The sequence below is a fragment of the Methanobrevibacter thaueri genome, assembly GCF_015062905.1.
Classification (GTDB): domain Archaea; phylum Methanobacteriota; class Methanobacteria; order Methanobacteriales; family Methanobacteriaceae; genus Methanocatella; species Methanocatella thaueri_A.
The window spans coordinates 1-15,742 of record NZ_SUTK01000036.1; the positions used below are offsets into that span (position 1 = coordinate 1).

At 38.0% G+C, this 15,742-nt stretch carries 11 protein-coding genes; 6 read left to right on the forward strand and 5 right to left on the reverse strand.

All coding sequences use genetic code 11. The features are described 5' to 3' along the window. On the reverse strand, positions 1-411 hold a 411-nt coding region (locus tag E7Z79_RS07210; protein WP_303739287.1), incomplete at its 3' end, for a hypothetical protein. Between the two features lie 53 nt (positions 412-464). After that, a complete protein-coding gene (locus tag E7Z79_RS07215) occupies positions 465-2,657 on the reverse strand; it encodes an Ig-like domain-containing protein (protein WP_303739288.1) in 2,193 nt (730 codons plus the stop codon). A 121-nt stretch (positions 2,658-2,778) separates the two neighbouring features. Here E7Z79_RS07215 and E7Z79_RS07220 point away from each other — a divergent pair, with 121 nt between their 5' ends. The 5 genes from E7Z79_RS07220 (at position 2,779) to E7Z79_RS07240 (ending at position 12,658) form a co-directional block, all read left to right on the forward strand. Beyond that, positions 2,779-3,192 carry a pyridoxamine 5'-phosphate oxidase family protein gene (locus E7Z79_RS07220; protein ID WP_303739289.1) on the forward strand — a complete coding sequence of 138 codons (414 nt, stop codon included), beginning with the start codon at positions 2,779-2,781 and terminating at the stop codon, positions 3,190-3,192. 248 nt (positions 3,193-3,440) lie between these two features. Continuing rightward, positions 3,441-8,429, forward strand: coding sequence for a right-handed parallel beta-helix repeat-containing protein (locus E7Z79_RS07225; protein WP_303739290.1), 4,989 nt, complete (start codon positions 3,441-3,443; stop codon positions 8,427-8,429). A gap of 272 nt (positions 8,430-8,701) precedes the next feature. After that, positions 8,702-11,296, forward strand: coding sequence for a hypothetical protein (locus E7Z79_RS07230; protein WP_303739291.1), 2,595 nt, complete (start codon positions 8,702-8,704; stop codon positions 11,294-11,296). 89 nt (positions 11,297-11,385) lie between these two features. Next, positions 11,386-11,979: a TetR/AcrR family transcriptional regulator gene (locus E7Z79_RS07235; protein ID WP_303739292.1), complete on the forward strand. Its 594-nt coding sequence runs from the start codon at positions 11,386-11,388 to the stop codon at positions 11,977-11,979. A gap of 310 nt (positions 11,980-12,289) precedes the next feature. Next, positions 12,290-12,658, forward strand: coding sequence for a hypothetical protein (locus E7Z79_RS07240; RefSeq protein ID WP_303739293.1), 369 nt, complete (start codon positions 12,290-12,292; stop codon positions 12,656-12,658). Between the two features lie 12 nt (positions 12,659-12,670). Here the strand turns inward: E7Z79_RS07240 and E7Z79_RS07245 are convergent, their stop codons facing one another. Next, positions 12,671-12,838, reverse strand: coding sequence for a hypothetical protein (locus tag E7Z79_RS07245; RefSeq protein WP_303739294.1), 168 nt, complete (start codon positions 12,836-12,838; stop codon positions 12,671-12,673). A gap of 175 nt (positions 12,839-13,013) precedes the next feature. Here E7Z79_RS07245 and E7Z79_RS07250 point away from each other — a divergent pair, with 175 nt between their 5' ends. Continuing rightward, the gene (locus E7Z79_RS07250) at positions 13,014-13,919 is read left to right on the forward strand and encodes an ADP-ribosylglycohydrolase family protein (RefSeq protein ID WP_303739295.1); all 906 of its coding nucleotides are present in this window, start codon (positions 13,014-13,016) and stop codon (positions 13,917-13,919) included. Positions 13,920-14,059: 140 nt separating this feature from the next. Here the strand turns inward: E7Z79_RS07250 and E7Z79_RS07255 are convergent, their stop codons facing one another. Both E7Z79_RS07255 and E7Z79_RS07260 read right to left on the reverse strand, forming a co-directional pair. Continuing rightward, positions 14,060-14,530: a hypothetical protein gene (locus tag E7Z79_RS07255; protein WP_303739296.1), complete on the reverse strand. Its 471-nt coding sequence runs from the start codon at positions 14,528-14,530 to the stop codon at positions 14,060-14,062. An 8-nt stretch (positions 14,531-14,538) separates the two neighbouring features. Then, the gene (locus E7Z79_RS07260) at positions 14,539-15,075 is read right to left on the reverse strand and encodes a hypothetical protein (RefSeq protein WP_303739297.1); all 537 of its coding nucleotides are present in this window, start codon (positions 15,073-15,075) and stop codon (positions 14,539-14,541) included. Positions 15,076-15,742: the final 667 nt, after the last annotated feature.

Genomic DNA, 15,742 nt, shown 5'->3' on the forward strand with positions numbered 1-15,742 from the left:
CTTTACAAAGAGAAGATGGGTTCCGAAGTCCTTAACGTAGTTTTCGCTTTGAAACATGGCGCTGACCGGACCTGAAACCGTGTATCCGTATGAGTATTCAGACATTTCATCTATATAGACGTATAATGTTCCCTGGGCATCCTGATTGGATATGTCCACATGGCATGAAGCGTATTTGGAATAGCTCACGTTCTGTGAAACATCACTGACCCTCATGTCTATTTCACTGCCGGAGTCCTTCAGAACCTGTTCATCCTGAAAATCCGAAGCGATACCGTCATTTTGGGATTCAGTCGAATCCGCAGTCATGTTATCGCAGCTTATCGAATCGCCCTCATCTGCCGCACAGGCCGAACCCATCACCAAAACGGCCAGAAGCAGACTGAGCAATATCAAATCTTTAATCTTCATGGATAAATATTTAAAAAGGAGATTATTTAAAATTTTCACTGGATTTAAAAAAATCAGACTTTGACCTTGACAGTGCTTTTGAGATATGTGACCTTGACGGTTGCGGTTTTCTTAGGCTTTTTGACGGTCAGCTTGACCATGCCCTTCCTGTTTGTCCTTAGAGTGAACTTTTTGGAATTGACCTTGATTTTAATGATTTTGTTTTTGATTTTCTTGTTGATGAATGCCTTAACGATGAGTTTCTTTTTGCTTTTGCTTGCCTTGACGCTGATTGGCTTTACCTTGAGCTTTTTGGTGAGCTTTGCACTCATATAGGTGATTTTCAATGTGGACCTTTTGCCTTTGACCTTCATGGACTTCTTGAATGTCAAAACACCTTTCTTATTTGTTTTAAGTTTATATGTCTTGCCGTTGAACTTGATGATGACATCCTTGTATGCCAGTGCCTTGCCGTTTCTTGTTAAAAGCTTCATCTTGACATTGATGCCCTTGAATGTTGCCTCAGCGGAAATAAGGCTGAGTTTTGCCTTATTGACGGTTACGGTCCTCCAGTTTGAGAGATCCTTGAATCCGTCAGCACCATAATAATCGATGAATATGTCATATTCGCCCGCATTGAGGTTTTTAAGGGAGCATCTTGCAATTCCGTCCCTGATAGTGACCTTATATGTCCTGCCGTCAATGTCGAACACTACATAGCCCCGTGTGGTTTTTGGAACCTCAACTGTGACGTATTTGTCCTCACCGGCAGTGAAGACATATGCCATGTCGATTTTAGGAAGCACCGTGAAGGAAACATTGGCCTCGCCAACGGCATAATCACTGCCGTCATACCTGACGGAGAGGTTATACATTCCAGGTGCAAGTGAATCCATTCCGACTTCCCCATATCCCTTGGAGAGTTTCACTGACTTGAAGAGACTGCCGTTGACGTAAACTGTAAGGTTTCCATCGGCATCGGCCGGCAGCTTCAGGGTTATCTTGGATGAGTCCCTGTATTCGATTTCATCAGGAATGTGGAAATCATAGTTTACTGTGAAATTGTAGGTCCTGTTCAGGGCGTAGAAGGTATCATCCCCCTTGAATGAAACAAGCATGGAATAGTTGCCCGCATCAAGCCCTGAAACATCAACTTCAACAATGTTGTTGCCGGAATTCTCCTGGCGCTTGAAAGGGTATTCTGTTCCGTTGATTGATATTGCAAGAAGCCTGTTGTTTAATGTGTCCGGAAGCATGACCTCGATTATGTTCTTGTCGCCGTATGTGAATTCCATCGGCCATGCGTCAAAGTCATATGTCATGCGGATGGATTGGGTTTTGTTCCTTGAGAAGCTTTTTCCCACAAAGGAGACCTTGACCTCACGGCTTGTGTATTTGACATGCCCCTCCAGGGAAAATATGAATTCTCCGTTGTATATCTTTTCTGATTTAACCAGCTTGCCGTCAACATATACCTTTACGGTTCCGGGAGCCATGCTCATCGCCTCAACGGATATGCAGTCGTCGTGGCTGATGTTTACAACCCTTGGAATGCTGATTTTGACATTGGTTACAGTGAAGTTGAATGTCCTGTTGAACGGACGGTAGTAGTCATCACCCAGATAGATTATTCTGGCGGTGTGCTTCCCCAGGGCCAGATTTGAAAAGGGATCGTGTTCCCAAGCCATGATCGGCCTGGCCTGGCTTCTTTCAATCAGCCTGTCATCGATATAGATTTCCACCATGCCTGTTGCGGATCTCGGGAATACCAGCATCACCTGGTGTTCCTCATTGTGAAGGACCTCCTGTGGGAAATTTGAAATCTCATAATCCGGAGGATATGACATTACCTTCAGGGTCCTGTTGATATTCAAATCGATTCCGTTGTAGAATGCGGACACCTTATATGTTTTCATATCAATCGGAGGGTAAATATTTGCAATATATATGAATTTAGGCTTTGGAAGCTTAATTGAAACGTTGAATGAATGGTCCGTGATTGTTTCGTTGTGGATTGCCTCATCGTCAATCTTAATGCAGAACTCCCCTGACGCCTCTTCAGGAAGCTCCACATGGATGTCGCTTAGATTCTCCCGCCACATCTTCTCGTCAAAGGTCACATTGATGTCTTCAACGATTTCCTGCGGTTCGCCGAGAACCTCCTCCTGAGTGGAATTGTCAAAGGTGACGTTGTCCGCCGCAGCCACACATGCCAGTGAGGCAAAGAGAAATACGAAACATACTGCAAATATCCATCTCATCTTCATGACATTAAATTTATCCGAACTTGTAAATATATTTAAACCCTGAAAAACCCCCGGTGCAATCCAAAGAATAGATATATACATATGATATATAATATTATATAACAAAATCAGAGGTGATACTATGGCACTGGAAGGAGCAGAAAGAATCGATGAATTTTTAAACGAAGCGAAAGTGTTTTTCCTGGCAACAGTTGACGGAGACAAGCCTAAAAACAGGCCTCTTGGATTCCACCTCCTAAAGGACGGAAAGCTCTATTTCGGAGTTGGGGATTTCAAGGACGTCTACAAGCAGATGGTCGAAAACCCTTATGTTGAAATCGTTGCCCTTGTGGAAACCGATTTTCTAAGATACTACGGAAAGGCTGTCTTTGAAGAGGACTATGCATTTGGAGAAAGCATCGTTGCAGGAAATGAATTCCTTCAGGGAATCTACAACGATGAAACCGGCTATAAACTTGCAATCTTCCATCTTGAAGAGGCAACAGCCGAAATCCGTGACATTACAGGAAAGATAAACGAATCATACGAATTCTAGGTTTAGTATAATCTAAACCTCAAACTTTTTTTAATGAAATGATTTTCATTTGTTGATACAATAAGTGAAAAATCATTAGTAATATTACGAACTTGTTTGAAATAATCGATTTTTTATAAATTTAACTGAATTTAATATATAATTTATATAATCCATTAGACAATCTTTAATTATATAATATATAGGGGGAAACTAAAATTAGATTAAGGATTGTTTTTGCCACATTAATCTTCTTTTTATTGCTAAGCATGACTTGTGTAACTGCAGCAGATGATAATCAGACAGATTTTGTGACCCTAGAAAATGATACGATTGAAATAGATATATTAACTGAAGAAAATTCCAATATCGGTAACTTTACCGATTTGGATAATGATATTACATACGCCATTGGAAATAATATTACATTAAATAAAGACTATGCCTATGATGCCGAACACGATGGGGACACGTATAAAAATGGAATTGAGATTACAAGAGACAACTTCATAATTGATGGGGCCGGACACACCATTGACGGAAAAGGAATTGCAGGACTATTCAACATTACTTCAAACAATATTGTCATCAAAAACCTAAACCTCATCAACGGAAACGCAATACTGGGCGGAGCAATATACTTCGACCAAGCAGGAACAGTCATTAACTCAACATTTACCTGCAACAATGCAGAAAATGGAGGAGCAATATACTTCAGTAAAACCGGAACAGTAACCGAATCAACATTTATCGGCAACAATGCAGAAAATGGAGGAGCAATATACTTCAAGGAAGACGGAAATGAAATCAAATCCACATTTACAAACAACACCGCAAAAAATTGTGGTGGTGCGATATATTTCAACAAGAATGGGGAGACAACACTATCCCAATTCACACAAAACAAAGCAAAAAGCGGAGGATCATTATACATCCGCCAAAACGTATATGTGACCTCCTCTTACTTCACAGCTAACAATGCAAAAAATGGAGGAGCGATATGTTATGAAGAAAATGGAAATATAGAGGATTCCAATTTCACATCCAACAATGCAAACCTTGGTGGAGCAATATATTCTCCATATAATCTATACATCAAACACTCAATCTTCAAGGAAAATTCTGCACTTGGAAATACATACAATCTTTATATAACCGAAAACAGCATCGTGACACTTGACAATGTAACCCCTGAAAGACTACTTAGTGCTGACTTCAAGGCATTAAACGAAGCTATCCACAACTGTACAGGAAATATCCTCTCCTTAAGTGAAGACTACCGGTTCAGCCCAAACTTCGACATTCCTCATGAGATCCTAATCACAAAGGACAATTTCACAATCGACGGATGCGGCCACACCATTGACGCAGGTGGATTTACCAACATCTTTTATGTCCAGTCAAACAATGTGACCATAAAGAACATCAGGCTGATTAACGGGAATTATTTATATGGTGGAGGAGCGGCAATCATCTTCAACAACACAGGAACTGTAATCAATGCCACATTCGCAAACAATACTGCAATTCACGGATTTGGAGGAGCAATATACTTCAGTAAAAGTGGAACAGTAATCAACTCAACTTTCACAGACTGCAAAGGAGAGTATGGAGGAGCAATATACTTCAACGATATCGCAATCATTGAAAACTCCAACTTCACAAACAATATAGCTGATGATTTAGGAGGAGCCATAAACATCCAAAAGACAGGGAACGTGACCAACTCCCACTTCTCAAACAATAGGGCAGTAAATTCCGGTGGCGCAATCCACTTTACTGAAGAGGGATATGTTATAAATTCAACATTTGAAAATAACATTGCAGAGCATGGGGGAGCAATATACCTCGCCAATGATGGAAGAGTCATAAGATCAGTGTTTGAAAACAATAGAGCACTATACAACAATGGTGGAGCAATCTATTTCAACAAAAAGTCAAACGTCAAGGATTCAACATTTAAAAACAATACTGCAAAAGGTGACGGTGGTGCCGTTTACATCCATGAAAACTCCCATGAGCAGTTAATAGAAACCAGCAATTTCACAGACAATTCTGCACAGGGAAGCGGAGGAGCAGTATGCTCCAGAAATGAGGGACTGGTAATTGGCTGTCATTTTACACACAACACCGCTGAAGGTGATGGAGGTGCCCTTGATATTGGAGATTCATATATAAATAGATGCACATTTACAGACAATTCTGCAGGAAACAATGGTGGAGCAGTTTATATTTCAAAAAATAATCATGAACGCACTATCTCTAACTCCAACTTCACAAATAACATTGCAGATTATGGCGGATCAATCGGCATAATAAACGGCAAGGAAAAAACAATAGAAAATTGTAACTTTAAAAAAAATACAGCAACATACGGCAATGAAATCTCCACTGCCGCAGACTTGACTATCACTGAAAGCCAATTCGATGAGGATTCTAAAAATCATAACATATATCAAGAATATCCTGCGAATAAAATAAAAATAACAAACGTTACACAAGAACTTAAGGTTTTAGGAGAATTCCTGTTATTAGAATATGAGATAAACAACTGTTTAGAACATAGTATAACCTTGAACAAGGACTACGTCTACAGTGGAAAGAACAGCTTCCTCAAAACAGGAATTAAAATAGAAACTGAAAATATTGCTATATCCAGCAAAGAAAATTTTGTAATCAATGGAAACGGCCATTATATCAATGGAAACGGCCAGGCAAGAGTATTTGAAGTTAAAGAGAACAATGTTACTATAAAAAACATCAACATCATCAACGGAAACTCAACTGAAGGAGGAGCAATCTATTTCCATAAAGGAGGAGCGGTAATCAACTCAACATTTACAAACAACACTGCAACTGTTTATGGAGGAGCAATATACATCAAGTCAAATGATGACGCAACAACCATCATCAACAATACCCGATTCAACCGCACTTCTTCAAAGTATGGAGAAGAAATATATACCGCATCATTTTTGATTGTTGAAAACACAACTTTTGAAAACAAGGACTCAAATCATAATATATTCTTCGGATATCCGAACAAAAGAATCGAAATTAGAAACAACCCTAAAGAAATCAGGGTTTTGAGCGACTTAATGGTATTGGAACGTGAAATAAATGAAAATCCAGGACATATCATAAAACTAATTATGGACTATGTTTATACTGATGAGAACCCAGATTACCAATTAGGGACTTCTATCACAAGGAACAATATTGTAATCGACGGTAACGACCATTATCTCGATGGAAACGGCCATGGAAGGTTACTACACATACATGATAAACACAATATCACATTGAAAAACATGAACTTTGTTAATGGTTATGCAGAGAATGGTGGCGCTTTATACATTAAGAACACACAAAATGCCAACATAATCAATTGTAATTTTTCAAACAATCATGCAGATCATAATGGTGGCGCAATATATTTAATATCAAGTAATCCAATCATAATTATTAATTCCACATTCTATAAAAATAACGCCGGATTTGGTGGTGCAATAACCACTCATAATGGTGCCAAATTGATTCTTGAAAACACAACCTTCGAAAAAAATGAAGCGAAAAGAATCGGCGGCGCACTAAATGGCGCTCATGCAACCCAAATCATTAACAACTGCAAATTTGAAGGCAATTACATGAAAAATAGTGATGGCGACGGCGGAGCAATTTACAATCAGGATATCGATGGAGATAACGAAATTGCAATCAGCAATACAGAATTCAAAGAAAATCACGCACATAACGGTGGAGCAATTTGTATAAATAACCAAACAAAACTGCTGATTGAGAATAGCTCATTTTATCAAAATAAAGGAATTGTTGGCGGAGCGATATACACACAAAACGGAAGTATAGAAAACTGCAACTTCACAGGCAATACGGCAAATACCGCCGGAGCAATATACTTCTGCAGCAGCGGAAGTATAGAAAACTGCAACTTAACAGACAATATGGCAAATACCGCCGGAGCAATATACTTCTGCAGCAGTGGAATTATAAAAAGCTGCAACTTCACAAACGACACAGAATTATGGGGAACTGGAGCAGTGAATTTCGTCGGCACAGGAACTGTGGAAAATTCCCGATTCACAAACAACAACTGCTTCTGGAGCAGTGGAGCAATACGTTTCGAAAGCAAAGGAGAAGTTAATTCATGTGAATTCATATCAAACAGTGGAAAAACCGGAGGTGCAATATCTGGAAAAGACATGACAATAAGCAATTCCCACTTTATAGGCAACAATGCTGAAGAAGGAGGAGCAATTGGAATCAATGGTACTACCGTCATTGAAAACACAGTCTTTAAAGACAATCATGCAAGTTTAGGAGCAGATAACATTTATCTTGGCTCAAATGCAAATGTCACACTAATAAACACAGATCCAAAAGATTTAGGACCTAATTCCGTTGTGAAACTGAACGTTGATGTTGAAAACATTAGTTATGGCGATACTGTGGTCCTTGAAATCCGCATAGATGATTATTCAACAGGTCCTATTGAAAACGGCACTATTTCAGTTGTAATAAACTCAAACACATACGCCGGAGAAATAAAGAACGGTGATGCGACAATTGAAATCCCTAACCTGAATGCCGGAACATATGTCGGCAGCTTCATTGTAGTGTATAATAACGGCACAAGAACCGCAAGACCTTCCGATACCGTCAGATTTACTATCAGTAAAAAAAATGTTGCCATCACAGCAAAACCTGCAAGTTATGTCATCAACTATGAAGGAAAATACTCCGCAACATTTAAAGGAGCCTTCGGTGAAAAGGTGACATTCACCATTAACGGCAAAAATATTGCAACAGCAACCATCAACGGCAATGGCGTTGCAAGCATAAAGCTGACAGCAAAAGTCCTAAAGAATCTCAAATCCGGAAACAGGAATATGGTCATCAAACTGGAATCCAAAAACTACATCTCATCTGCAACTGTCAAGATAACAGTCAAGAAAGAAAAGACAAAAATAACCGCCAAAAAGAAAACGTTCAAAAAGTCTGCAAAGGTCAAAAAATACGCAATAACCTTAAAAGACAGCAAAGCAAAGGGAATCAAAAAGGTTCAGGTCACCATAAAGATAGGCAAAAGGACTTTCAAGGCAAAAACAAATGCCAAAGGTAAGGCGACCTTCAAAATCAAAAAACTGACCAAAAAAGGCACCTACAAGGCAAAGATAACCTTCAAAGGCAACGCCTACTACAACAAATCAACCAAGACCGCCAAAATCAAAATCAAATAAGGAGACAAACTCTCCTTAACCTTCTTTTTTTAACACCGAAAAAACATTTTTAGATAAATATAAATGTTTAACGTGCATAATTTATTATAAATATTGAATTGGATGAAATATGCTCCCAATTTTGAGGTCTCTCAGAATGCAATAATTATCTTTTTATATCTCTTTTAACAAATTCTTAAACAAGTGATGTTTCATTCAATGGATTATCGCTTCAAAGATTGTTTTTAAATTATAGAACAATTTTTATAAAATATTTTTCAAGGGGTAGAGATATGAAATACAAAAGGAGCATAATCATAGCGATTCTCACCGTATTCCTATTCATGTCCGCCGCATGGGCAGGTAACGTGGATGATGGTACGGCATTGAGTGAGAATTCGACACTAGAAGCAAGTGACGAACCGAAACTGGCTGAAGACGCTTCAGCAATAGATTTGACAAAACAAGAAAATGACGAAATTGTGATTGCAAATAATGACCCACAAGAGTTAAACGCCTATACCAGCACATATTCTGAACTGACTGATGAAATCAACACTGGAGGACCAAACATTGAATTAAAACACAGGCAGTATGTTTATGACAGCGGAGACACTATCATCTTCAATGTTTACAAGGGAGTCATCGATGGCAGAGGCGCAACCATCGACATGGCAGGAAGTGACATCACAGTATTTAATATGACTGGCACTAACATAACCATTAAAAATCTGATTTTCAAAAATATTAACTCCAAATATGGAGGTGGTGCAATCCACTTTTTCGATTCAGGAATCGTTGAAAACTGCAATTTCACCAACATCAAGGCTTCAGGAAATGGAGGAGCAATCAACTGTGAGGGAACCCTTGTGATAACAAACTGCAATTTCACCAACATCAAGGCTTCAGGAAATGGAGGGACAATCAACTGCTATAATATTGAAGCAAAAAATTGCCGTTTTGAAAAAAGTACCTCTTCATGCAGGGGAGGTGCAGTTTTGAGCAATGATACCGGCACTTTTGAAAATTGCAATTTTACTGATACCCTTGCTGAAGATAATGGAGGAGCCCTCCACCTAAACTTCGGTAAGGTTGAAAATTGTTGTTTCACTAATAACACCTCTCTCAACATCGGTGGAGCCATCTCCATGATATACTGCAACATTAATTACTGCAGTTTCACAAACAGCACATCCAAAAACGGAGGTGCAGTTCATGCAGGAGTAATACTACATGCCAACTTTATCGGCAGCATTGAAAACAGCGATTTCACCAACAACAAAGCTTCCGAAAATGGAGGTGCAATCTCCGCCACCGACCTTAATATAATAAACTGCAATTTCACCAACAACACAGCCAAGAACGGAGGTGCATTTTTTACCGAAGGTGACGGCATAATTGAAAATTGCAATTTCACCAACAACAAAGCTTCCGAAAATGGAGGTGCAGTCAGATCAAACGTTCTTGAAACAACAAACTCCAATTTCACCAACAACAAAGCTTGCGAAAATGGAGGTGCAATCTTTTTGAATTTTGGTAAAACAGACAACTGCACATTTACAGGAAATATTGCAAAAACCGGTTCTGCAATCAACATATATAGTGATTCAGAACGTATCACCATTCAGAATTCCATATTCCTAAACAATAGAGCAAATGCGGAACCCAATTGCCCCATACTAATAACAGAAATGGAGAATAATATCACAATTACTTTCATAGGCAACAATAACCTTCTTAATGCCATCAATTCCAATGTTAATATCACTGTCTTAAATGTTACATATTGGGGTGCAAATGGAACAATAAACACCGGAGACTCACCATTCATTCCAGTCAGATCCCAAAATGAAGCTGGCCAGAAAATAATCGTCAAGGTGATTGACAACGACCATATCATATTGAATAAGACTTATCTAACTGACATTAATGGCAGCATTAACATTGAAACTGAAATCACAGGCGATTACATAATCATTGTCCTTCACGAGGAAGACTCATATTATACTCGCTCCGAAAGAATAAGAACAAACATAGTATATCATATAAAGGTCAAACCAATGACAATCAAGGGAAAAACAGCAAATATCACAGCGGAATCAAACATAACCCAGGAACTCATACAAGGTATCATGCAGTTCATCCTACCAAACGGCGAGAGAATCAATGCAACCTACGACGGCAACGGAATATGGTGGGCATTGTACACCTTTGATGATTTCGGAGAGTATAATATCGGAGCTTCATATATGGGAATGAACAGCGCAACAGTAGCCAATGCCACCATCCGCATAAATCCTGTTCCCGTGGAAAGTTCAATAACCGCATCCGACAAAGGATATGTAATCAACTACGACGGAACATACAGCGCCATTCTTAAGGATGCGCAGGGCAATGCAATTTCAGGTGAAAAATTAACATTCATATTGAACGGCAAAAACATCGGATATGGAATTACAAACGCTAAAGGCGTTACAAGCATCAGGTTAACTGCAAAAATCCTAAAAACCGCAAAATCTGGAAAGAAAACCCTTGTTGTGAAGTTCCTTGGTACAGACAATTACATATCTACAGCAAAAACCGTGAAAATTACAGTAAACAAGGAAAAAACAAAAATCACAGCTAAAAAGAAAACTTTCAAGAAAACTGACAAAAAGAAAAAATACACAATAACACTCAAAAACAGCAAAGGAAAAGCTGTCAAAAAGGTAAAAGTCACAATTAAAATAGGCAAAAAGACTTTCAAGGCAAAAACAAATGCCAAAGGTAAAGCAACATTTAAAATCAAAAAACTGACCAAAAAAGGCACCTACAAGGCAAAGGTAACCTTCAAAGGCAACGCCTACTACAACAAATCAACCAAGACCATCAAAATCAAAATCAAATAAGGAGACAAACTCTCCTTAACCTTCTTTTTTTAACACCAAAAAAACATTTTTAGATAAATATAAATGTTTAACAATTGATATTATTTATTATGAAGATTGAACTTGACAACACCGAGGAAAAGATTGTAAGGGCAACATTCGACATTATTCAAAAAGAGGGTGTTTCAAAGGCCACAACAAAAAAGATTGCTGCAGAAGCTGGCGTTAATGAAGTTACCGTCTTTAGAAAGTTCACAAACAAGCAGAACCTGGTTGAAATTACAAAGGACTACCATTTCCAGATTCTTATTGACAAGCTGGACAAGATTTTCGACTTTAGGGAGGATGAGGAAACCGAGGAGTACCTGAGAAACAATTTCATAGAACTCGCAAACCTTCCGGAAGCGGAGTTCAGCATCATCAAGGTGGCTCTCGAGGACGTGAGAGCGGTTTCAGACAAGAAGCTTCTGATTGCGCAGATCACCGACACCATACTGGACAAGTTCGAGGAGTTCTTCACCCTGCAGATCGATGAGGGCAGAATCAGGAAAGTCAACCCTAGGGTATTGGGAACACTCTGTTACAGCATAACATTCCAGTCACTCGTTTTATGGAAAATATACAGTGAAAACGTTGAAAAAGATGGAATAGACTATTCCACCGAATTTCTGGACATCCTCTATAACGGAATCAGAGTGGAATAGCTTCACGTGCGGAGAGGTTTATCCATTTCCTTTTGGAAAATGACAATCTGTACCTTTTTTTGATTTTGAATAGGATTATACTGTTTTTGCAAATTGCCCGGAAAAGAGATTGGGACAAATTAACTGCAGTTTCGATTGATTAAAACTTATTGTTATTGTAATGCATCACTTTTGATGAACGGAATATTTGATTTGGTGTTGGCAAAGTCCGCAGTTCGAAAGAGGATTATTTTACTAGGTGTCCTGAAAAAGACATATACCATAATGTCCATAACTTATTAACAGAGACATTCAATCCGGAGATGAAAAAATGAATGGGAAAACAAAAATAGTTATAATGGTGCTTTGCCTCTTTGTCGCAGGACTTGCAATGGCCGCAATATCCGCAGAGCCTGTGGCTGCAAAGAAATTCGAGGATGCAGGATACACCTGGGAAATCCAGGATGACGATTGGAACCATATGGTTAAGGTCGCCAATGACGAATACAGACATGCCGAAAGTCAGGGAAGGGCAATACCTATCGGATATTCATATCAGAAAAACGTGACAGTGACAAAGGACGGAAACAGGTATGACGGAATCTGCTTTGCCGTCAAGAACCATGACAGTGTTCGCAGTGAAGTTCGTGGAGTTACTACTGAATACCTGAGGGACTTCGAAACAGTGCCTGCGAAATAGGAAACGATTCATTTAAAGCTCGCTTTCAAGATGAACAATCAGCTCATTCAACTTGTCTATTTGCAATTGGAATTCCTCTTCTCTGGGAGTTCCCTTTACTTTTTCTAATTTTGATTCCAAATTTTCTTTTAGTTCAACTGCTTTTTTTATTCTCTCTTGGGTGTTGGTATTATCTGCCATGATAATATATTTATATAAAGAGAAATTTTAAGATATCCTATAATTTAGTAAAAATTAAAATATCAATGAACATTAAACGAAAAATCATGAAAAAAATTAAAAATGGATAAAAAAAGACTTCATAATGCCCACATAATAACAACCATTAATTATTATAAGTAATAAACTTACCCACATGAAAGTCAAAGATGGAATTATCGGTTTAGTAGTCGGAGACGCCTTAGGAGTCCCAGTCGAGTTTTCTGGAAAATATGAACGTGAAATTGACCCAGTCACTGACATGCGAGAATACGGAACCCACCTGCAGCCTAAAGGAACCTGGTCGGATGACTCTTCAATGACAATAGCTACAATGGCAAGCATAGTCAACAAAAATGGAATCGACTACGATGACATAATGAAGGAGTTCCTCAAATGGTACTATGACGACGAATACACAAACAGCGACGACGGAAAGTTTGACAGTGGAATTGCCACTGGAAAATCATTGCGAAAATATTACAACGGAACTCCCGCCTTAGAATCTGGAGGCACAGGAGACCGTGACAACGGAAACGGGTCTTTAATGAGAATTCTGCCGTTGGCTTACATCAAAGACATTGATTATGAAACAGTCGAGAATGTATCCTCCCTGACCCATGCCCATGAGATTTCAAGGATTGCATGCGTATTATATGTTGAAATCGCAAGGTCAATGCTTGAAAACGACCTGGAAATCGCTGAGCATGTCAAATACGCATGCGATAAAATAAAGGATTACTATAAGGATTCCCATTACCTTAAAAAATTCAATAGAATATTTAACAATGATTTGGATGATGTTCGTGGAAGGACATTTGTCGTCGGGTCATTGGAATGTGTTATCCATTGCCTATTAAACACAGACAACTATGAGGATGCCGTTTTAAAAGCTGTTAATTTCGGTGATGACACAGACACCACCGCTGCAATCTGTGGCGGGCTTGCCGGAATATATTACGGCTATGACTCAATACCAAAGGATTGGATTGGTGCAATCAACAAAATCGATGAAGTTGAATTATTATGTGAGGATTATGGGGCATTTTGCGAGGGATCTTAACTATTAAAATTAGGGTTATATGCAAGTATAATCCTATCTACTTGTTTTTTAGAATTTCAATGACAAACCACTAAAACAAATGTGAACGTCTTAAATTAACTCGAAAATAAAAAAAGATAGTGGAATATTTAACTATCCCACTATTTGAAATCAACTGATTTGCCCATTTCCTTAATCATATCAATGTCCTTGCCCATGATTATTACTATTTCGTTGCCTGAACTTGTTCCAACCATAGGAAAATGCATGTCATTAATCTTTTTAGGCATAAGAATTGTTAGGTTTCCTTCCTGATATTCATAGCATTCATCCAACTCAGGATATATTGATTCAAATAAGCTCTGATAGAAAAATTCAGATGAATTTTCAGTAACTATAGGATTGTTTATATAACTTATATCTAAATCCTCACTCATATACTCTAAAAAAATCGTATCCATCCCGTTTTCATGGGAAATATTCTTATCCTTTTCAAAATGGACATTTTTAGGTATTTTCATTGAAAAATAATCTCCAAACTCATGAGTTTCCAAATCAGTTGCTCCCACACTTCCCATAGCCATGACTGCGGCTAAGAATATTACAAACAAACAAATCCACTTACTATCCATAATTTCACCTACTCGTAAAATTCAATTGTGTTAACCATTGCCTTCATCAAATCCAAGTCGTTTCCTGAAACTCCAACCACCATATGTCCTTTTTGAAGGAATATTGTTTCCTTAAACTCTGAATCATCAGGATTATCGGCTACCTTACCGCTATTCTTAATATTATGAACAATTATCAAATCCCCCTCAAAATCATATGTGGCATTTCCTGATGAATTGCCCGCCTTTAGAAAAGTATCTATTAACTCATGGGTAACTAATGGAGAATTTGAATATGAAATCTGTATCGCATTACTTTCGTCAAAATAAGCATATCCTCGACCAAATATAGAATCTTCCATTTTATTCCACTGCTTTAAAAATTTACTGTTTTCCGGAACGGCCATCTTGAATTCGGAATTGAAATCATACATCTTCATCCCTTCTGGAACCGATCCGTTTCCAATTGACAGATTATTGCCCGTAAGCATATAGGCCAGTCCTGCAACCAATGCTATGATGACAATAATCAATCCTACAATAATTATCTTATGACTCTTTTCCATATTATCACCGTTATTACAATATTGTTATTAAAACAATATAAATTATTAACAAAATAGAATCCTAGATGTAAAATATGCAGGAAACAATAAAAAATCATGTGCAAAACTCAAATCCTTTTAAATAACAACAATTTCAAGAAGCCTAAGGCCTGGATTTTATAAAATGCCTAAACAGCAAATCAATCATCATCAATGCAGTTAAAAAAAAGTAAAAAGGAGGAAAATAAAAGCATGGCCCACCACCATGCTTTGCATATAGGTGTTTTTCTCACCACCACATAATGTTCTCTTTGAGTCAAAGTAATTTTTAACTCCAATTAATACTATAAACAGGCACATATATAAAGTTTTTCGACTGCAAGTGCTTGCTTGCATCTTAAAACAATTGTAAAAGGATAAATAATGGTTTTTTTAAAAAAATGAATTGAAAACCAGGGATTCCTCATCCGTAATGCACCAGGAGCCGTGCTTAAGTCATCTATGATTGCTGCACATGAGATGAACGGTCAGCAAAAAAATATATTATAAAAACATAAAGGGAGAATAATAAAAGCATGAGAATTCATGCTTTTATTTGAATGGTGTTTTTCTCACCACCACAGGTTAATTTTTGAGTTAGTAATTTCAACTCCAATTAATACTTTAAATTAAGGCATATATAAAGTTT

What these genes read in the sequence shown, in the direction of transcription:
- E7Z79_RS07215 (WP_303739288.1), bottom strand. Translation starts at nt 2,657, where the DNA reads ATGAAGATGAGATGGATATTTGCAGTATGTTTCGTATTTCTCTTTGCC.
- E7Z79_RS07220 (WP_303739289.1), top strand. Translation starts at nt 2,779, where the DNA reads ATGGCACTGGAAGGAGCAGAAAGAATCGATGAATTTTTAAACGAAGCG.
- E7Z79_RS07225 (WP_303739290.1), top strand. Translation starts at nt 3,441, where the DNA reads ATGACTTGTGTAACTGCAGCAGATGATAATCAGACAGATTTTGTGACC.
- E7Z79_RS07230 (WP_303739291.1), top strand. Translation starts at nt 8,702, where the DNA reads ATGAAATACAAAAGGAGCATAATCATAGCGATTCTCACCGTATTCCTA.
- E7Z79_RS07235 (WP_303739292.1), top strand. Translation starts at nt 11,386, where the DNA reads ATGAAGATTGAACTTGACAACACCGAGGAAAAGATTGTAAGGGCAACA.
- E7Z79_RS07240 (WP_303739293.1), top strand. Translation starts at nt 12,290, where the DNA reads ATGAATGGGAAAACAAAAATAGTTATAATGGTGCTTTGCCTCTTTGTC.
- E7Z79_RS07245 (WP_303739294.1), bottom strand. Translation starts at nt 12,838, where the DNA reads ATGGCAGATAATACCAACACCCAAGAGAGAATAAAAAAAGCAGTTGAA.
- E7Z79_RS07250 (WP_303739295.1), top strand. Translation starts at nt 13,014, where the DNA reads ATGAAAGTCAAAGATGGAATTATCGGTTTAGTAGTCGGAGACGCCTTA.
- E7Z79_RS07255 (WP_303739296.1), bottom strand. Translation starts at nt 14,530, where the DNA reads ATGGATAGTAAGTGGATTTGTTTGTTTGTAATATTCTTAGCCGCAGTC.
- E7Z79_RS07260 (WP_303739297.1), bottom strand. Translation starts at nt 15,075, where the DNA reads ATGGAAAAGAGTCATAAGATAATTATTGTAGGATTGATTATTGTCATC.